This is a genomic window from Acetoanaerobium sticklandii (genome assembly GCF_000196455.1).
GTDB classification, from domain to species: domain Bacteria; phylum Bacillota; class Clostridia; order Peptostreptococcales; family Filifactoraceae; genus Acetoanaerobium; species Acetoanaerobium sticklandii.
Window position 1 is genome coordinate 467351 of the sequence record NC_014614.1, and the last position, 21044, is coordinate 488394.

The following is a 21044-nucleotide window of genomic DNA, read 5'->3' on the forward strand; positions in this document are numbered from 1 at the left end:
TAATTTTCCGTTGTTTCATGAGTTCCTATCATCTTAATTAGAGTGAGATATTCAACTTAAATAGGTTAATTTATTTTGAAGAAGCTAGTAAATTCATGTATAATTAAAATAAGTAAGCTTTGAAAGGAACTAAGATATGAGGGAGATTTTATCAAATAAATTAATAAGAAAACTAGTACTTCTATTTGCAGATGCTGCACTGGTAAATCTAGCTGCACTACTTGCCTTAGAGATTAGGTTTGATTTTTATATTACAGGAAGCAATATAGAATATAAAATTGCTTTTATAGATCATTTTGTTATATATACGGGTATTGTGTTGGTGATTTTTTACTTATTTGGACTTTATAGAAGTTTATGGAGATATGCAAGCATTAATGAAATGATGTCGATTGCACTAGCTGCTTTGTGGTCTAATATAGCAACATATATTACTTTTTTACTGCTTGATGTAAATATGCCTAGAAGCTTTTATATAATAAATATGTTTACTATGGCTGCGTTTGTTGGTGGGCTTAGGTTTTCATATAGAGTGCTTAGACGTATAGAAATGGGAAAGCTACAGACTAATAAACTAAATAGGCCTCTGTCAAAGGTACTTATTATAGGAGCGGGAGAAGCAGGAGTTATGACTGCTAAAGAACTTCTTAGGACTCCAGATATGAATAAGGTTTTAGTTGGATTTGTAGATGACGATTCAAATAAAATAGGGAAAAAAATAAATGGGATTCCTATTGTAGCTGATATAAGCTCAGGAGTAAAATTTTTAGATGATGTAGATGAGATTATTTTAGCGATGCCTTCTATTACTCATAAGAGAAGAAAAGAAATTATAGAAATATATAAAGACTCTGGTGTGAAAATGAAGATTCTTCCAGGGATATACGAGCTTATAGACGGACAAGTAGATATCAAAAAAATCAGAGACGTGGATATTGAGGATCTACTAGGAAGAGATTCTATAGCTCTTGATAATACTAAAATAGCAGAAGATATAAAAAACAAAATAGTTATAGTAACTGGAGGGGGAGGCTCTATAGGCTCGGAGCTATGTAGACAGATAGCAGGTTTTTCACCAAAATTACTTATTATATTTGATATATATGAAAACTCAGTATATGATATTCAAAACGAGCTTAAGTCTAAATATCCTACACTTCCCCTAAAAGTGCTTATAGGCTCTGTAAGGGATGTAAATAGACTAGATGAGATTTTTTTGAAATACAGGCCACAGCTAGTATTTCATGCGGCAGCTCATAAGCATGTACCACTTATGGAAGATAGCCCTTTTGAAGCTATCAAGAACAATACAGTAGGAACTAAGAATATTTCTGAAATAGCTGGGAAATATGAAGTTCAAAGATTTGTGCTAATTTCAACTGATAAAGCTGTCAACCCTACAAATATTATGGGAGCTAGTAAAAGACTTGCTGAGCTAGTCATTCAAGATATGAACAAGAAATATTCAACTGAGTATGTAGCAGTTAGATTTGGAAATGTTCTAGGAAGCAATGGAAGTGTTATTCCGTTATTTAAAAAGCAGATTGAAAAAGGTGGACCTATTACTGTAACTCATCCTGACATCATAAGATATTTTATGACTATTCCAGAAGCAGTTCAATTAGTGCTTCAAGCGGGCTCTATGGCCAAGGGTGGAGAAATATTTATTCTGGATATGGGAGAGCCTGTTAAAATAGTTGATTTAGCAGAGGATTTAATTAGGCTGTCTGGATTTGAGCCTTATGAGGATATAAATATAGAATTTACTGGGCTTAGACCAGGAGAAAAATTATTTGAAGAGCTACTCCTTGCAGAAGAAGGCATATTAGATACCAAACATGAAAAGATTTTTGTAGGAAAGCCATTTGATAAGGATGATGACTTCACTAGAAAAAGTTTAGAGGGAATTATAGAATCTACATTCGAAGGAAACTATTCTCAGCTAGAGCAAAGAATTAAATTTTTAATACCAAGCTATAGAGATAAATTAGAACAGAAAAAAGCTTAAAATGATATAAGGAAACGATAGATGATTCTTATGAATTTTTGTTTAAAGTAAAATGTCCTATAATTCAGGACATTTTTTTATGTTATAAAATTGTAATACAATTTTAGTTATTTTCAAAAGTATATAGGGTATAACTAAATAGAAAGCCTTTTGGCTAAAAATAAAAAGGAGGAAAAGGGATAATGAAAAAACTTTTATCTTTAATTACAGTTATGGCTGTTGTTCTTACGCTGATACCTTTTCAATCAACATTTGCAGCTACACCTGCTAGCAAAGTTAGAGTAAGTGACAAGGTGTGGGTTGGTAATATGGAGGCACAGCACGCTGCTTTAGTTACATTTACGGAAGATAGTAACAATGCTTGGGAGGATACTCAAAATCTGACACTTAGATTGCCTGATGGAGTTTCTTGGAACAAATTCACAAGAATCAATGCTAGATTAATTAACATGGCGGATGTTGATGGCAGAGATTTAACTATTAAGTTAGTAAATACAAAAAATATAGACAGAATTGTATTAGATCCATATTTTGATATAGAGCGTAGCGTAGAAAAAGGAGATTTAGTTCTTAGAGTTTATAGAGGCGATGTTGCTGATTCTGATAAAGAATTAGTAGTTGCTGAAATCAAGGACTATGGAGCAAAATTGACAAGCTCTGATATTGCAGAGTTTAACTTTATTAAACCTGGAAGCAAAGATGTAGTAGTGTATCTAGAAGAATTCATAGATGGCTCTTTAGTTGATACACAAACATATGACTTAGAAGTTGAAAATGCTGAAATTGACAAAGCTAAGGGCATACAAATTAAAAGATTAACTGGAGACAAGAAGTTAACATCTACTATGAATGGAGATTACGTTAAACTAAATGTAGACAAAACTCCTGGTAAAAGTAAATGGGAGCTTAAATTCACTATCACTCCTGAAAAAGAATATGAAGGAGATATAGTGCTTAACTTAGAAGGAAGAGGCGTAGAGGATAGTATTACACTTGGAACAGTTCTTAAAAATGTAGATATGATGACAGGTACAGCTACTAGCATAGGTCTTGGATTTCAAGATCAAGATGTTGCTGGTATAGAAATTACTGAAATGGAAAGAGGAGCACTTCTAAAAGGAGTTTATACTATAGCTATAAATCCAGAATACAAAGGTTTAGTATTTACAGATGCAAAGCTTAATGTAACAGAAGGAAATATTGATATTGATAACTTTGAATATAGAGATGGAAAATTTGTATTTGAAGTAAAATCAGCATCTACTAGAGCGTCAAAAATAGTTATTAATGATATCAAGGTAACTGTTGATCAATTTGGGTATCTAGGAGATTATAAAGGCGAGCTTATTTTTAATCATGGTCAATCAGATCAAATTAAGGTAGATGAAGAAGTATTATTTACTGCAACAGGATCTAAACCTTCTGAAGGACAAGCTAAATATGTAGGTCGGTTCATCATTGGAAGTCCAAGCTTTATTATAACTACAAATGGAATAAACAGAGTAGAGACTTTTGATGTAGCACCATATATTCAAGATAACAGAACTATGATGTCAGTTAAAGCTGCTGGAGTGGCTCTAGATGCAAAAGTAAGCTATGATACAGACAAAAAAATGGTTACTGTAGAGTCAGGTGATACAAAAGCTACTATGACTATTGGAAGTAAGATTCTAAACATAAATGGCGAAGAAAAAGAAATGGATACAGAAGCTGTTATAAGCAATAGCAGAACATTTATACCTCTTGCTTTTCTAGCAGATGTATTTGACGCTGAGCTTAAATGGGACAATATTACAAAAACTGTAACTATAATGAAAAATTAGAAGTACTTTAGTAAATATAATATTAGATTAATCAAGGGCACTTAGAGCTGAGAATTTAGTTCTAAGTGCCTTGTTGTTTTTAAAATAATAATTCTAACGATGCAAGATACTTTAGTTTATACTATAATAGTAATATATTAGTATTTTATTAAAAGGAGAAAAAATGAAAAAGATTTATAAAACAATGCTACTTATGTTGATAGTGATACTAGCAACTATCTCGGTTACATTTTTTGTAACCAATAAATTTCACGAGCAAGAGCTGTATTCAGTGTCTGGAGTTTTGGAACAGGTAAAGGATATTTCGGAATTAAATACTGTAGAAATGTATTTCAATGAAATCATAGATTTTAAAAATGCTAAGCTATTCAACAACTTCCAAATACCTTTCACTGAAAAATCCTTTATTTTTACTGTAAAAAGCAAAGTGAAAGCAGGAGTTGATCTTAGCAGTATTGATGAAGGAGATATCGCTATTTCTGGAAAGAGCTTGATTATTAAGCTACCTAATCCAAAGATTACATCAAAGGAAATACTGTCGTATAAGGTTTATGATGAAAAGAATGGATTATTTAACGAGGTAACTACAGAAGATACCTTAAAAGCACTTGAACTATTTGAAAAGGATATCGAAAAACAAGCACTGGACAGTGGAATTATAGAAAAATCAAAAGAAAATACCAAGCTTATTATTAGAAACTTATTTTTATCCTATGGTTTTGAATCTATTGAGATTAAATGGAAGTAAAAAATCATAGGTCTGTTTATGCTCTGGAAGATAAGGTTTAATAATTAGATTATATTGATATATATTATTTTTTTATTCTATCTTAAAACGTGATAAAATTTAGATAAGATTGTAAGAATTATTTTAATTTAATAATTACTCTTATAAAATTTGTCACAAAAGGAGCACTATATGGTTCGAAGCATAAGGACGAAAGTTATCATCAGTATGATGTCACTAGTTATACTATCAGGTATGTTTCTAGGCTATGTAAATTACATGGATTCAGAAAAACTCGCAATAGATATTATTAAAAGAAACAATAAGGCTGAACTAGAAAATATAAATGAGTATTATTTCGAGAAGCTCATATTTGACATGGAATATATAGTTAATATATGGGCTAATAATCAAGAGATAATAAACTACACTAAGACTGATGATAAGCTCTATGTAAGAAGTATTCCTGAAGATTTTATAAATATTTATGAAAAGTGGCTAGGTTTAACTGAATCGATGAAAAATGTAACTTGGTTCTATTATGCTTTAGAGGAAGACGGCTCTATATATATTGCGCCTGTTGATGAAACTATGCCTCTTGATTACGATGCTAGAAGCAGAGACTGGTATAAAGGCACAGTAGATAAGCATGGGGAAATTTTTTGGACCGAGCCTTATATAGATGCTGGAAATTCTGGTAAGCTACTTCAGACTGTTTCAAAAGCTGTGTATAAAGATAATGAACTCAGGGGAGTTATTGGACTAGATATTGAGCTTGAAAAATTCACAGAAATAATTGAAGGCCTTAGCTATTCAAAGCAATCCAATATATTTTTACTAAATGAAAAATTAGAGGTTTTGGCATCTAATGAAAATGCTTCAGAAAATTTAAGCATATACGCTAAGAAAGCTGTAAGCGGTGAGCAAGAGCTGTTTACTCTAGATAAAATCCAATATGTATCTACCTATGTGCCTATCAGTATAAATAATTGGAAGCTAGTTGCTCTTACTCAGACGAATTTAAATGAAGAGCTTAATTTAATTCGTGACAGGATATTAACTATAGTTTTATTAACAATAATAATTGGAATTTTGATGTCGCTTATCCTATCAAGAAATCTACTAAAACCCCTTAGGTCACTTATTTTAACTACTGAAAAAGTCAGCGATGGAGATTTCAAAGTCAGAAGTACTGTCACTTCGAATGATGAATTTTCAGTACTTTCTATGAGCTTCAACTCAATGCTTGACGATATAGAAAATCTACTAACCCAAAGGGATGAAAATTATATTAAAACGGTTACAGTCCTTGCCAATGCAATTGAAGCATCTGACGAATATACTAGAGGTCATTGCGATAGAGTTGGAGACATTGCGCTTCAAATAGCAGATAAGCTAAATTTGACAAGCAAGCAAAAAAATGATTTGCGGTTTGCCTGCATACTTCACGATGTAGGGAAAATTGGGATAAGTGATAGGATTTTAAATAAGCCAGGTCCGCTTACGGATGCAGAGTACGAAATAATAAAGAAGCATCCTGAAATAGGCTTTGAAATAATTAAAGAAATTGATTTTCTCGAAGAACCAGCAAATATCATGCTCGAGCATCATGAGAGAATAGATGGAAGAGGTTATCCACAAGGACTTAAAGGTGAGGATATTAGAATAGAGGCCAAAATTTTAGCTGTAGCAGACACCTATGATTCTATATCATCAGCTAGAGTATACAGAGATAGGATACTTACTAAGGCCGAAATAAGAGAAGAACTTCTAAAAAACATAGGTATTCAGCTAGACGAAGAGGTAGTAATTGCACTTTTAGAAATACTAGAGGATGATATGAAAAACTAAGTAAAATAATCAAATTTGAGAGGAGGGCTAATCATTTTAAAATCTAATAAATTTAAAATTACTATTTTACTAATACTTTTTGTTATAGGGATAGCTGGAACTATTTATTCCTTTAATTCCAATCAAAAGCCAGAAGAAGAAATATTTTTAACAGCAGAAGAAACAAAGTGGCTAAACGAAAATAAAGATGACATAAAAATTGGATATACAACTGATTATCCTCCTGTTGAATTTTTGGATAATGATAAATACGTCGGTATGTCAGCAGATTATTTCAAGCTACTAGAGAAAAAATTAGGAATCAAAATAAATATGGTAGAGTTTGATAACTGGGATGAACTGATAGAGCAAGCTAAATCAAGAAAAATATCTGGAATTACTGCGGCAACTAAAACCCCAGAGAGAAGCGAGTATCTAGATTTTACTGTGCCGTATATACTCAATCCAAATGTTATTATAACTAGAAAGAATTTTTCTGAAAATCTAACCTTTGAAAAGCTTGCCAATACAAGCATGGAAATTTTAGTAGTAGAAGGCTATGACATTATTGAGTTCTTGAACGAGAGGTTTCCAAAGCTTGAATACAAAACAGTTAAAACTCCTAGTGATGGCATGAGAATGGTAGCATTTGGTGAGGCTGATGCTATGATTATTGAGATAATGAGTGCATCGGCTACTATAGAAAGAGATAATATAACAAATCTAGTAGTAAATGTCGAGACACCGTATGAGTCAAGTCTTTCTATAGCTACTAGAAATGACTGGCCAATGCTGAGCACTATTTTTAATAAGGGATTAGCTCAAATAAGTCAGCAAGAAAGAAAAGAAATAGAGCAAAGGTGGATGCCTCTTCAGAGGAAAAATTTGTTTGAAAACAGATATTTCTGGTTTGGCTTGCTCACTCTGCTTTTAGGTCTTAGCATTATTATTATAGTTATATCTATTTGGAATGCCAGCTTAAAAAAAGCTGTCAAAGAAAAAACTAAGGCCTTAGAGGTTTCTACTCAGGAGCTACTTTATAAAACCTATCATGATGAGCTAACTGGGCTTTACAATAGAGTTTATTTTTCTGAGATTTTAGAGGAAATTCAAAGTAAACCACTTCCTCTTTCAATCATATTAGCAGACTTAAATTGCCTAAAGATAACAAATGACACCTTTGGGCATGAAGCTGGAGATAAGCTGATCATAAAAATGGCAAAGCTGATACAAAGCAATATAGAAGAAAGCCATATAGCTTGCAGAATAGGCGGAGATGAAATGATAATCATCATGCCGGAAACTGATGCAAAAAAGAGTCTAGATATACTAGCGAAGATAAAGCAAGCAACTATTAGCTCAAAAGAAGAGCCTATAAGACCGCTAGTTGCTCTTGGTGCAGCCACAAAAATAAATGAAGATGAAAGCTTTAGCAGGTTATTTAAACGCGCCGAAGAAAAGATGTATGAAAATAAAATGGATGAAAGCGAATATACCTATGATAAAGTAATAGGCTCATTCAAAAAAGCTATACTAGAAAATGAATATGAAAGCCTTGAGCATTATGACAGACTTAAAGCTCTATGTTTGGAATTAGGATATGCAATGAATTTGGACAAAGAGGATCTAGATGCGCTTGTCTTATTATCAGATTTGCATGATATAGGAAAAGCTGGACTTGATAAGGAAATTCTTCTAAAGGAAGGCCCTCTTACCCATGATGAGTGGGAAAAAATAAAAAGACATCCAGAGCTTGGCTTTAAGATAGTAAGCTCATCTGTGAAATTTTCCCATGTAGGAAAAGGAATACTAGCTCATCATGAGCACTGGGATGGAAAGGGATACCCTCAAGGTCTTAAAGGTGAAGAAATACCACTTATTGCGAGAATATTTGCAGTTGTAGAAGCCTATGATGTAATGACTCACAAGAGACCATATAGGCAAATCCTTACAAAAAATGAAGCAATTCAAGAACTAAAAAACTGCTCTGGAACACAGTTTGATTCAAGAGTGGCTGAAGTATTTATAAATATGATTGATAACTAATAAAAAAATCATCAACTTATAGATTAAGAAATCAAATTTTGTTGATAGCTCATAAGAGCCTTATTGTAGTTACGCTAAAAATCAGCTGTGTAATTATATATAGCTGATTTTTTTGAATAAATTTATTTTTATGTCTTTCTGTTAGAAACAGATACTCTGAATTTGTATTAAATTCAATATCAACAAAAATGATATACTTTTAACTAGTAAGATGGTATAATTTTTAAGGGTAATTATACCTATTTCATTGGGTAAATAATAATTACTATTTTGAAATTTAAGTTAAACGTTTATCAGATACAGATAACGGTTTAATTCATCATCTAGGCATGTCAAAATAGGTAAACAACTTATTGTACTTAAGTAATTGGAAGGAGAATTGGTAAATGGAAATTATCAAAAATGCGACTTCAAGAAATAATCAGAAGTCTAAACCGAGTAAAAGAGGGACTATTAGAACAAAGCTTCTAATGATGCCTATTGCTCTAATAATGGTAGGAGTAATTGTAATTGGTCTTTTATCGTCTTATTACACAAAAGAAAGTTTATTTGACCAGATGAGAAAGAATGGAATATTTATATCAGAGCAGTTTGTAAAAAGAGTATCTGATAACCAGCAATCATTAAATAATGCAAATGTAATGTTAGAAGCAATAATTAGAGGTGTTGGAAACACTGTAATTACTAATCAAGGACAGCTAAGCAATGATTATTTAATAAAATTAGCAAATGATATGGGCGTAGATGAAATCAACTACACCGATGCAAATGGGAATATTACTTATTCAAATCTAGAAAGCAGCTTGGGTTATAATTTTGGAGCTGATCACATATCTTATCCTATGCTTTCAGGTAAGCAAAATGAGCTTATGGAAAACATAAGAAAAAGTAGCGAAACTGATGACTATTATAAATATGGATATGTAATTAATCCAAATGGTGGAATGGTTCAAGTTGGTTTACTTGCAAACGACATCAATGCAATGACTGAAAAGTTCGGATACCAAAAAGCTGTAGAAGACATAGTATCAAATGAGAATATTGTTTATGCACTTTACATAGATAGTGAATATAAAGCTGTAGCACATAGCAATAAAGATAGAATAGGAATAGATTTAAAAGATGACAAAGGTGCAATAAGTGCTATAAAAAATAAAGAGGTATTTTCGTCTGAGTTCTATTATGAAGCGGAAAAAGTAGATGTTTATGATGTAGTGTATCCTGTTGAAGTAAACGGTTTTGTAATTGGAGCAGTAAATATCGGTTTCTCGGTAAAGGATGTTCAAGATGCAGTAGCTAAAAATAGAATGATGATTGCCCTTATAGGCATTGGAATTATTTTACTTCTTGGGATTATATTATTTGTAACTACAACTAGAGTACTTAATTTTATTAAGAACTTAAAAGGACAAGTTGGATATATGGCTGATGGAGATTTCAGTCATGATATAGATGAAAAGCTACTTAAGAGCAACGATGAAATTGGAGATATAGCTGAAGCTATAGGTGATATGCAAAATTCTATGAGACATATTGTATCTCAAGTAATGGATAAATCTAGTCAAGTAGCGGCATCGTCTGAAGAGCTTACGGCTACATCACAGCAGGCAGCATCGGCATCTGAAGAAGTTGCAAGAGCTATAGAAGAAATAGCAAATGGAGCTAATTCCCAAGCTAAGGATACAGAAAATACTGCTGAAAATGTAAATGTCATGGGTAACCTTATGGAGCAAGATGAGAAGTATCTAAAAGAACTGAATGAAGCAGCAAACCTAATTGAAAAAGAAAAAGAAGAAGGCTTCAAAATACTTGGCGTACTAATTAATAAGACTAATGAAAGTACAAAATCAGCAAGAGAAGTATATGAGATTATAATGAGTAACAATGAAAGCGCAGAAAAAATTGACACTGCAAGTACAATGATTCAAAGCATAGCTGACCAGACCAATCTTCTAGCGCTTAATGCAGCTATAGAAGCGGCAAGAGCTGGAGAAGCAGGAAGAGGATTCTCAGTTGTTGCTGAAGAAATCAGAAAGCTAGCAGAGCAATCTAATAATTTTACATCTGATATCAAAGAAGTAATCAATGAACTTAAGTCTAAGTCTCAAAGTGCTGTAGACACTATGAATATAGTTCAAAATACTATTATGGATCAAACATCAAGTGTAAAGGATACAGAAGGTAAATTTGAAGCTATTGCGAGTGCTATAGATTCAGTAAATACTATAATTGAAAAGTTAAACTCATCATCTGTACAGCTGATGGAAAACAAGAATTTAATTATTTCTCTTACTGAAAACTTATCTGCAATATCAGAAGAAAATGCAGCAGGTACTGAGGAAGCTTCAGCTTCAATGGAAGAGCAGTCTGCTACTATTCAAGAAATAGCAAACTCAGGAGAATCACTAGCATCTATAGCTGAAGAGCTGCAGTCTCTAGTAGCTAAGTTTAGAGTGTAGTTAAAAAACAAAATAAATAATGAATTAAAATAGGCTGACAGTAATAAGAAGGCTTACAATTTATTGGTTGAGTATCATGAACCTTGATATATTGTAGTAACTTATTATTTCAGCCTATTTTTGTATATAAATTTTTGGAAAAAATAAATAGGAATAATAATTTGTTACATATACTGATTAAATTAAAATGGTTTTTATATATATCAAAATTATCATTTGGAAAATATTTGTTTTAATAAAGTAACTTCAAGGTTAGCGTGTACTTTTTGTAGTAAAAATGGTATCCTATCTATATAAAATAGATAAATATTATTTAACAAAGGGAGATGAATAAATGGATAAGCTTAATGATAAGAAAGCTCTAGAAAACCTAGAAAGTATACATAATGCAGACAATATGAGTAATCTTGATAATAATGAGTTAGATGAAACAACAGAAATAATAAATGACATAGAAAAATTAGATGTAATTGATAATAAGCAAGAAGGAAAAAATAAAGCTAAGCTAAGGTTTAAGAAAAACTCAGGTGATAATATAAAATCCAATGAAAATAAATCTAATTCAATAAAAACAAAGCTTTTAACTATTCCGCTAGTATTGATTCTGCTAGGTGTAGGAGCTATTGCTTTTGCATCGTCTTATCTTACAAGAGATAGTTTGTTTGACCAAATGAAGGATAATGGAGTATTTACAGCTGAGCAATTTGTAAAGAGGGTCAATGACAACCAGCAATCTATCAACAATGCTAATAGACTTTTAGAAAACTCCATAAGAGGGGTCGGAAATGTAATAATTACTAGTCAGCAAATGATTAGCAACGAGTTTTTAGCCCAGCTAGCAAAGGATATGGGAATTGATGAAATTAACTTTGTGGATCAAAATGGGACTATAATTTACTCAAACCTAGAAAGTAGCATAGGCTATACCTTTCCAGAAGACCACATATCTACTCCTGTAAAGGACGGAAAATTAGCTGATTACATGGAAGAAATAAGACAAAGTGCTGTAACAAACAGCTATTATAAGTATGGATATGTTCATAACGTAAATGGAGGAATGGTGCAGGTAGGAATTCTTGCTAATGACATAAATGCTATGACTCAGAAATTTGGGTATCAGGCAATAATTGAAGATATAGCAAAATCCGATAATATAGCCTATGCCCTATATATGGACAGTATATATAAGGTGAAAGCTCACAGCAATCCAGAGCTGCTAGAGGGCTACCTAGTGGATGATATAGGAGCAAAGACAGCTATTCAAGATAAAAAGATTTATACTGCTACAGCAAATTATGAATCTCATGAAGTATATGAAGTTGTATACCCTGTTGATGTAAACGGATATATAGCAGGGGCAGTTAAGATAGGATATTCAATTGATTCTGTTCAAAAAGCTGTAACTAAAAATACAATGATGATTATTGGTGTTGGACTTGCTATCTTCCTATTGCTTGGAGCAGCACTATACTTTACTATTACTAAGGTAATTGCAGTAATAAATAAGCTTAAAAAGCAGATTTCAATCATGTCAGAAGGAGACTTTACAAATGATATAGACAAAAGCCTACTTTCAAACAATGATGAGCTAGGAGAAATTGCAAAAGCCATAGACAATATGCAAGCATCCATGAAGGACATGATTTCAAAGGTTATAGATAAATCTTCGCTTGTAGCTGCTTCCTCTGAAGAACTAACTGCCACTTCTCAGCAAGCAGCAAATGCATCTGAAGAAGTTGCACGAACTATAGAAGAAATTGCAAATGGAGCTAGCGAGCAGGCGAAAGACACTGAAAATACTGTTCAAAGTGTTAATGATATGGGCAATCTTATGGAAAAAGATTCTCAGAATCTAAAGGACTTAAATCAAGCAGCTGTTCTTATAGATAAAGAAAAAGAAGAAGGCTTTAATATATTAAAAACACTAATAGAAAAGACTGATCAAAGCACTAAGTCTACTAAAGAGGTTTATGAAATTATAATGAGCAACAATGAAAGTGCAGAAAAAATTGACACTGCAAGTACAATGATTCAAAGCATAGCTGACCAGACCAATCTTCTAGCCTTAAATGCAGCTATAGAAGCGGCAAGAGCGGGAGAAGCAGGAAGAGGGTTCTCTGTTGTTGCTGAGGAAATCAGAAAGCTCGCAGAACAATCTAACAACTTTACATCAGATATCAAAGAGGTTATTAATGAGCTAAAAGCAAAATCTCAAAGTGCAGTTGACACTATGAAGGTGGTTCAAACTACAATTATGGATCAAACCTCAAGTGTAAAAGACACTGAAGGAAAATTTGAAGCCATAGCAAGAGCAATAGATTCAGTAAATGACATAATAGAAAAATTAAATGAATCCTCAAAGCTAATGATACAAAATAAAGATATAATTATATCTCTATCTGAGAACCTATCTGCTATATCAGAAGAAAATGCGGCAGGAACTCAGCAGGCATCAGCTTCTATGCAGGAGCAAGCAGCAACAATTGAGGAAATCGCAAACTCTGGAGAAAGTCTAGCAGAGATTGCAGAAGAGCTTCAAGCGTTAGTAGCACAGTTTAAAATCTAATCAAAAAAAGTCTAGATGCAAATTCGCATCTAGACTTTTTTGATTTCTTTAATGGGTGGAGTTGGTATTAGTATTTTTTCAAAAACTCATTAACTTTTTTCTCTGCTTCCTCTTTAGCGATTCCATATTTTTCTTGAACCACTCCGATGAATTTATCTCTTTGACCTTCAAGCATTTTAAGCTCGTCGTCAGTTAATTTACCAAACTCTGTTTTAGCATCTCCAAGTATCTGATTGAATTTACCTTTTAGCATATCAAAATTCATAGTAATGCCTCCTTTATTTTTCAAAATATATTATCTCTATTTTATATCTACCCTACATAAGTTTTTTTACACAAAAAAATAAAATTTCGGTATAATCAAGTAGATAATAATAAAGCGTATACTTGTAAATGTGATAATATATTAATATAAAACTTGGAAAGGGGTTACATCATGAAAGGAATAATATTAGCAGGAGGATCTGGCACTAGGCTTTATCCTATAACTAAATCTGTTTCAAAACAGATGCTTCCAGTCTATGACAAACCAATGATTTACTATCCTCTTTCAGTGCTTATGCTCGCAGGAATTAAAGAGGTGCTTATTATTTCAACGCCACGAGACATTTCTGATTTTGAAGAGCTTCTGGGAGATGGTTCTGATATAGGGATGGATTTCTCCTATGCTGTACAAAATCAACCAAAGGGGCTAGCAGAAGCTTTTATTATAGGGGAAGAATTTATAGAAGATGATTCTGTGTGCTTGATTTTAGGGGATAATATTTTTTATGGAGCAAATCTTGTAAATGTCTTACATAATGCCTCTAATTTAGATTCGGGAGCAGTTATATTCGGCTGCTATGTAAAAGATCCTAGAGCATATGGAGTAGTAGAAGTTGACAGTGATATGAATGCTATCTCAATTGAAGAAAAACCAGAGCATCCAAAATCTTCATACGCAGTTCCTGGCATATACTTTTTTGATAATAAAGTCAGCCAGATAGCTAAAAATGTCAAGCCTTCAAAACGGGGTGAGCTAGAAATAACTTCAGTTATAGAGCATTATCTTAATAATAAAGACCTAAAGGTTGAGATTATGGGTAGAGGACTTGCTTGGCTAGATACGGGGACTCATGAATCTCTATTAGAGGCTTCTAATTTTGTTGAGGCAATCCAAAAAAGACAAGGGCTATATATAGCATGCATAGAAGAAATAGCCTACAAAAAAGGCTATATTTCAGATGAACAGTTAAATAAACTTGCAAGACCGATGAAAAAAACTGATTATGGACAGTACTTGATGGACTTAATAAAGTAAGTTGACTTTTTATTTTGTATGTGATATTTTTATGATGATAATACAACTTAATATATTCTTCAGGGCAGGGTGAAATTCCCGACCGGCGGTAAAAGTCCGCGAACTGCGAAAGTGGTTGACTTGGTGAAATTCCAAGACCGACAGTAAAGTCTGGATGGGAGAAGATGATTTTATATGTAGATTTTTTGGTCTATTATGCTCTGGATGTTTTTTGATATCCAGAGCTTTTTTATGAAGATTAATATATATAAACATGATTTATAAGAAAATGTAATTTGATATTAGCTAGATTCCTATTGCGAATAGAATGAGTATTGAATAATAAGAAAAGATATATTCTTAAGTATTTAAAAATAATTATAAATATTATATTAATAAATGATTAGTAAAAATGAAAGGACTGATGTAGATATGGGAGTTATTGATATGCTCGAATCGGATGAAAAATTTATGAAACTAGCTCTTTCACTTGCTGAAAAAGGAAGAGGATATGTAAATCCAAACCCCTTGGTCGGAGCAGTGATAGTAAAAGATGGCAAGGTAATAGGTGAAGGTTATCACACTGCTTTTGGAAAATCCCATGCAGAGATTGAAGCAATAAATTCTGCTACTGAGGATATAAAGAGTGCAACTATGTATGTTACCTTAGAGCCTTGCTGTCATCAAGGCAAGACTCCACCGTGCACGGAGGCAATAATTAAGAATCAGCTAGCTAGAGTTGTTGTTGCGACTACTGACCCCAATCCTCTTGTATCTGGAAGCGGAATAGAAAAATTAAAGCAGAGCAATATAGAAATAACTGTAGGCGTGTTAGAAGAGATGGCAAAGATTCAAAATGAAGTCTTCATCCACTATATGACTACGAATCTTCCTTTTACGATACTAAAGTACGCCATGAGCCTAGATGGAAAAATAGCTTGTCACACAGGAGACAGCAAATGGATTACTAGCGAGAAATCAAGAACCGATGTGCATAGATTAAGGAGCAGTGTAAGTGCAGTTGTTACAGGGATAGGAACCATACTCTCTGATGATGCTTCGCTTAATGTAAGACTTATTGACTCAAAAGGAAGAGAGCCTCATAGAATAGTTGTGGATTCGGCAGCTAGAATCAGTCTTGATGCTAAAATAATAAATCTCGATTCAAAATCAGATACCTATATAGCAGTTACTGAGGCAGCTAGCGATGGAAAACTCAGAAAGCTCGAGGATTACGGAGCCAAAATAATCATGACAAAATCAAAGGATGGCAAGGTGGATTTAGAGGAGCTCTGGAAAGAGCTTGGATTTTTAGGAATGGACAGTATTTTGATTGAAGCAGGAGAACAGCTTAGCGCAGCATTACTTGAAGCTAAGTTAGTAAATAAGATTAGAGCATATATAGCTCCTAAAATTATCGGAGGAACAAATGCAAAATCTCCTATAGGAGGATATGGAGCAAGCAGTATGAGCGAGGTCATAAATCTTAAATCTATGAATTTCACTCATATTGAAAATGATTTTGTAGTCGAAGGTTATATAAAATAAATGCTTTAGACTGTTTGTGATTTAATATTTAGTTCAAAGCTATTAACTGAATTGCTTAGAATATGGAAAGGAGCTTAAGATGTTCACAGGACTAATAGAAGAGACAGGGAGTATTTTAAATATAAGACCAGGTAGCAAATCAACCTCAGTTTCAATCAAGGCAAGCAAAGTCCTAGAGGATGCGAACATAGGTGATAGTATAGCTGTAAATGGAATCTGTCTTACAGTCACATCAAAGTCAGCTGACAACTTTACGGCAGATGTCATGCCCGAAACTATAAAAAGAACGAATCTTCACAGACTTACAAAAGGCTCAAAGGTGAATTTGGAAAGAGCACTAAAGCTAGGAGATAGACTAGGCGGGCATATGGTTTCTGGACATATAGACAGTACTGGTGAAATCATAAAAATTACTCCAGATGAAAATGCAGTTTTAATTGAAATAGGGCTAAGTGAAAATCTACTGCCTTACATCATAGAAAAAGGCTCAGTTTCTATAGACGGTATATCACTTACTGTTGCTAGCGTTACGAAGAGAAGCTTTATAGTTTCTGTGATACCACATACAAAGAAAATGACTACTCTAGAAAAAGCAATGCCAGGTCAAATGGTGAATATAGAATGCGATATGATTGGCAAATACATTCAAATCTTTGTAGCAAATTCAAATATACTGAGTTCAAATTTAACTGAGGATAATATAGAGAAACCAAGTAAACTAGATATGGGATTTTTAGCTTCAAATGGATTTTTATAAGTAGAATAAATTAATTTAAAAATGTAAGGATATTAAAAGTTTATATATGTTAAAAGTCTAAGTTATATATCATTTTGAGTCAGAGCATCATCGATATTGAGAATTTTGGAGGGATAATATGTTTGATAGTATAGAATCGGCAATAGAGGATATAAAAAATGGCAAGATGGTAGTTGTAGTGGATGATGAGGATAGAGAAAATGAAGGCGATTTGCTTATGGCAGCAGAGTTTGCAACTGGTGATGATATTAACTTCATGGTCAAATATGGCAGGGGACTAGTATGCATGCCTACGCTTAAATCTAGGCTTGATGAGCTTAAGATAGGAGCTATGGTGAGCAACAATACAGATCCAAAGGAAACTGCATTTACTCTGTCTGTGGATTATAAAACGACTCACACAGGGATATCCGCACACGAAAGAGCTTTAACTATAACAAAGCTTATGGATGATGAAGTAAGCGGAGAAGATTTCACTCGCCCTGGACACATATTTCCACTTTGCTCAAAGGATGGTGGAGTGCTAGTAAGAGCAGGCCATACTGAAGCAGCAGTGGATCTTGCAAGACTAGCAGGACTAAAGCCTGCAGGGGTTATATGTGAGATTTTAAATGATGATGGGACTATGGCTAGAGTGCCTGAACTCATAGAGTTTGCAAAGCTACATAATTTGAAGTTAATTACAATAGCTGACCTTATAGCCTATAGAAGGAAAAATGAAATTTTTGTAAAGTGTGAAGCTATATCTCAGCTACCTACAAAATATGGAAATTTTGTTATGAAGGGTTATGTAAATTCACTCACTGGTGAGCATCATGTGGCTCTAGTCAAAGGAGAAATTAATCCGGAGCTACATGTACTAGTTAGAGTACACTCAGAGTGCCTTACTGGTGATGCTTTTGGCTCACTTAGATGCGACTGCGGAGACCAGCTGGCAAAAGCTCTAGAGCTTATAGAAAAAGAAGGAAGAGGTATCCTTTTGTACATGAGACAAGAAGGAAGAGGAATAGGCCTTATTAATAAAATAAAAGCATATAATCTTCAAGACCATGGAAAGGATACTGTAGAAGCAAATCTAGAGCTAGGCTTTCCTGAAGATATGAGAGATTATGGCATAGGAGCTCAGATTTTATATGATTTAGGAGTTAGAAAGCTAAAACTAATGACCAATAATCCTAAAAAAATAAGTGGGCTAGAGGGTTATGGCTTGGAAATTACAGATAGAGTGTCTATTGAAATGAATCACAATGAAAAAAATGATTTTTATTTATGGACAAAAAAAGAAAAAATGGGACATATGTTAGATAATTTTAAAAAACAGGAGGTAGAAAAATGAATGTATTCGAAGGAAAGTTGATGGCTTCTAGTCATAGGGTTGCGATTGTAGTAGGAAGACTTAATGAATTTATAGGCTCTAAATTATTAGAGGGAGCAAAGGATGCTCTTGTTCGTCATGGAGCCTCAGAAGATGATATAACAGTGGCATGGGTACCAGGAGCTTTTGAAATTCCTCTAGTTGCAAAAAAACTAGCAAGCTCAAATAATTATGATGCAGTCATCTGTTTAGGAGCAGTAATTAGAGGAGCTACGCCTCATTTTGATGTAGTAGCATCAGAGGTGAGTAAAGGAGTGGCAAATGTATCCCTTGAGACAGGAGTTCCAGTAATCTTTGGAGTGCTTACTACTGACACTATAGAGCAGGCCATAGAAAGAGCAGGTACAAAGGCTGGGAATAAAGGATTTGAAGCTGGGGTTACAGCTATAGAAATGATTAATCTTTTAAAGCTTATGTAAGAATTTTTAAAATATTTTGAAAAAATGTTTGACAAGTATATCCAACCTGTGATAGATTAGTTTCTAAGAAAATTGAGCAACTAAATACAAGCACGTTGATAAGGAATAGTACGCTTTTGAAACATTCCAGAGAGCTGTCGGGTGGTGTGAGACAGTAATGGGGCAAAAGGGGAACTCGCCTTTGAGTGGTCCGCTGAACTTTTTTTCGTAGGCGGTACCGGCAGTCCACCGTTATCAAGGACAGGATATTATGCTTACGGCAAGTATCTATATGAGTGCACTTCGCATGAAGTGAACAAGAGTGGTACCGTGGAGGGCTTAGCCTTTCATCTCTATTTATAGGGATGAAAGGCTTTTTTGTTATCAATTTTCTATTACCAACAGGAATCCAAGCAATCTTTCTAGCCATTTATAGCTGGATTTCCTGTTGGTCTAATCACTCGTTAAATAAATATTAACTAAAATACAAGGAGGAAGGTAGCAATGAATTATAAAAAATACAAGGGATATGAAACGATTGTGCTTGAGGATAGAAACTGGCCATCGAGAAAAATAGAAAAAGCTCCGCAGTGGTGCAGTGTGGATTTAAGAGATGGCAACCAAGCTCTCATTACACCCATGGGTTTAAAACAAAAGCTACGTTTCTTCGAATATTTGGTCAAAATGGGTTTTAAAACCATAGAAATAGGTTTTCCAGCCGCTTCAGATACTGAATATGAATTTACAAGGACTTTAATTGAAGAAGGTTACATACCTGAGGATGTTACTATTCAGGTGCTTACTCAATCTAGAATCCAGATTATAAATAAAACTTTCGAAGCCTTAAAGGGAACTAAAAATGCTGTAGTGCATTTATATAATTCAACTTCAACGCTTCAAAGAGAGGTTGTATTTAGAAATAGCAAAGAAGAAACTATAGAGCTTGCAGTGTTCGGAGCAAGAGCAATAAAAGAGCTAGCACTAAAGAATCCAGAAACAAATTTTACTTTCGAGTATTCGCCAGAGAGCTTTACAGGGACTGAAATGGATTTTGCTGCTGAAATTTGCAACTCTGTAATAGATGTGTGGAAGCCGACCAAAGATAAGAAAGTGATTATTAATTTACCGTCTACAGTAGAGATGGCAACTCCAAATACTTATGCAGACCAAATAGAATACATGTGCAGAAATCTTAAATCTAGAGAAAATATAATAGTCAGCCTTCATGCTCACAACGATAGAGGAACTGGTGTAGCAGCTACTGAGCTAGGCTTGATGGCAGGAGCAGATAGAGTTGAGGGAACTTTATTTGGAAATGGAGAAAGAACAGGAAACGCAGATATTTTGAATCTAGGAATGAATTTATATACTCAGGGCATAAATCCAGAGCTTGACTTTAGCGATATTAATAGCATGATTGAGATTTATGAGGAGTCTACAGCTATGAACGTTCACCCTAGACATCCTTACGCAGGAGACTTAGTATTTACTGCTTTTTCAGGCTCACATCAGGATGCTATCAAAAAAGGAATGGCAAGAATGAATAAACAAGCCCAGTACTGGGAAGTTCCTTATCTTCCACTAGATCCAAAGGATATAGGAAAAAGCTATGAGCCAATAATTCGTATTAATTCACAATCTGGCAAAGGCGGAGTGAGCTTTATACTAGAACAAAATTACGGGCTTTATATTCCTAAGGATTTTCAAAAAGATGCTGGAAGAGTAATTACAGCTTATTCCGATAAGATGCAGACTGAGATTGGCGCTGAGGAAATCTATGAGGTATTTTTAAACGAATATGTAGATATCAGAACTCCACTTCAACTGAATTACCATAAGACGCAAAGCGTAGACTCTGATTGGGATTTAGTTTTTATTGAAGCTGAGATTGAATACAATATGCAAAAGCACTATGTACAAGCTGAAGGAAATGGAGTTGTTTCAGCCTTTTGCAACAGCCTAAAAGAAATTATTGGCATGGATATTGATATAGTAGATTACAGAGGGCACTCTATGGAGTATGGAACTAAGGCTAAAGCTATATCGTATATAGAGCTAAAAAATGAAACAGGAGAAAGGTTTTATGGAGCTGGAACCTCAAGCAGCGTAGGAAAATCTTCACTAAGAGCTGTAGTAAGTGCGATTAATAAAATGATTTTAGCTCAGCAAACTAAGGACATGGATACTCAGGAAGAAGATATAGCATAAATTTCTAGATGGAGGCAGAT

At 33.7% G+C, this 21044-nt stretch carries 14 protein-coding genes, 1 riboswitch and 1 other annotated feature; of the genes, 13 read left to right on the top strand and 1 reads right to left on the bottom strand.

Features of this window, described 5'->3' with window-relative positions:
* Positions 1–136: 136 nt before the first annotated feature.
* The 7 genes from CLOST_RS02140 to CLOST_RS13410 all read left to right on the top strand — a co-directional run bounded on the left by CLOST_RS02140 (position 137) and on the right by CLOST_RS13410 (position 13459).
* Positions 137–2008 (top strand): polysaccharide biosynthesis protein, encoded by a 1872-nt coding sequence (locus tag CLOST_RS02140; RefSeq protein WP_013360624.1) that lies wholly within the window; start codon positions 137–139, stop codon positions 2006–2008.
* Between the two features lie 182 nt (positions 2009–2190).
* Complete coding sequence (locus CLOST_RS13395; protein WP_013360625.1) at positions 2191–3831, top strand: copper amine oxidase N-terminal domain-containing protein; 1641 nt, start codon at positions 2191–2193, stop codon at positions 3829–3831.
* Between the two features lie 163 nt (positions 3832–3994).
* Entirely contained in the window at positions 3995–4579 is a 585-nt protein-coding gene (locus CLOST_RS02150) for a DUF4230 domain-containing protein (protein WP_013360626.1), read from the top strand.
* Positions 4580–4750: 171 nt separating this feature from the next.
* The gene (locus tag CLOST_RS13400) at positions 4751–6409 is read left to right on the top strand and encodes an HD domain-containing phosphohydrolase (RefSeq protein ID WP_013360627.1); all 1659 of its coding nucleotides are present in this window, start codon (positions 4751–4753) and stop codon (positions 6407–6409) included.
* Between the two features lie 15 nt (positions 6410–6424).
* Entirely contained in the window at positions 6425–8434 is a 2010-nt protein-coding gene (locus tag CLOST_RS13405; RefSeq protein WP_013360628.1) for a diguanylate cyclase, read from the top strand.
* Between the two features lie 386 nt (positions 8435–8820).
* A complete protein-coding gene (locus tag CLOST_RS02165; protein ID WP_013360629.1) occupies positions 8821–10893 on the top strand; it encodes a methyl-accepting chemotaxis protein in 2073 nt (690 codons plus the stop codon).
* Between the two features lie 334 nt (positions 10894–11227).
* Positions 11228–13459 carry a methyl-accepting chemotaxis protein gene (locus CLOST_RS13410; protein WP_013360630.1) on the top strand — a complete coding sequence of 744 codons (2232 nt, stop codon included), beginning with the start codon at positions 11228–11230 and terminating at the stop codon, positions 13457–13459.
* A 67-nt stretch (positions 13460–13526) separates the two neighbouring features.
* Here CLOST_RS13410 and CLOST_RS02175 read toward each other — a convergent pair whose 3' ends face one another.
* A complete protein-coding gene (locus tag CLOST_RS02175) occupies positions 13527–13724 on the bottom strand; it encodes a CsbD family protein (protein WP_013360631.1) in 198 nt (65 codons plus the stop codon).
* A 171-nt stretch (positions 13725–13895) separates the two neighbouring features.
* On the opposite strand from CLOST_RS02175, the gene rfbA reads away from it, so the two are divergent.
* The 6 genes from rfbA to leuA all read left to right on the top strand — a co-directional run bounded on the left by rfbA (position 13896) and on the right by leuA (position 21024).
* Positions 13896–14759: a glucose-1-phosphate thymidylyltransferase RfbA gene (rfbA, locus tag CLOST_RS02180; protein WP_013360632.1), complete on the top strand. Its 864-nt coding sequence runs from the start codon at positions 13896–13898 to the stop codon at positions 14757–14759.
* Between the two features lie 51 nt (positions 14760–14810).
* Positions 14811–14929, top strand: a riboswitch (FMN riboswitch).
* A gap of 208 nt (positions 14930–15137) precedes the next feature.
* Positions 15138–16286, top strand: coding sequence for a bifunctional diaminohydroxyphosphoribosylaminopyrimidine deaminase/5-amino-6-(5-phosphoribosylamino)uracil reductase RibD (ribD, locus tag CLOST_RS02185; RefSeq protein WP_013360633.1), 1149 nt, complete (start codon positions 15138–15140; stop codon positions 16284–16286).
* A 79-nt stretch (positions 16287–16365) separates the two neighbouring features.
* Positions 16366–17043 (top strand): riboflavin synthase, encoded by a 678-nt coding sequence (ribE, locus tag CLOST_RS02190; RefSeq protein WP_013360634.1) that lies wholly within the window; start codon positions 16366–16368, stop codon positions 17041–17043.
* Positions 17044–17161: 118 nt separating this feature from the next.
* Positions 17162–18379 (top strand): bifunctional 3,4-dihydroxy-2-butanone-4-phosphate synthase/GTP cyclohydrolase II, encoded by a 1218-nt coding sequence (locus CLOST_RS02195; RefSeq protein ID WP_013360635.1) that lies wholly within the window; start codon positions 17162–17164, stop codon positions 18377–18379.
* A complete protein-coding gene (gene ribH, locus CLOST_RS02200) occupies positions 18376–18837 on the top strand; it encodes a 6,7-dimethyl-8-ribityllumazine synthase (RefSeq protein WP_013360636.1) in 462 nt (153 codons plus the stop codon). Before CLOST_RS02195 ends, ribH begins: the two co-directional genes overlap by 4 nt.
* Positions 18838–18923: 86 nt before the next feature.
* Positions 18924–19174, top strand: a binding site (T-box leader).
* Between the two features lie 146 nt (positions 19175–19320).
* The gene (gene leuA, locus CLOST_RS02205; RefSeq protein ID WP_013360637.1) at positions 19321–21024 is read left to right on the top strand and encodes a 2-isopropylmalate synthase; all 1704 of its coding nucleotides are present in this window, start codon (positions 19321–19323) and stop codon (positions 21022–21024) included.
* Positions 21025–21044 lie beyond the last annotated feature (20 nt).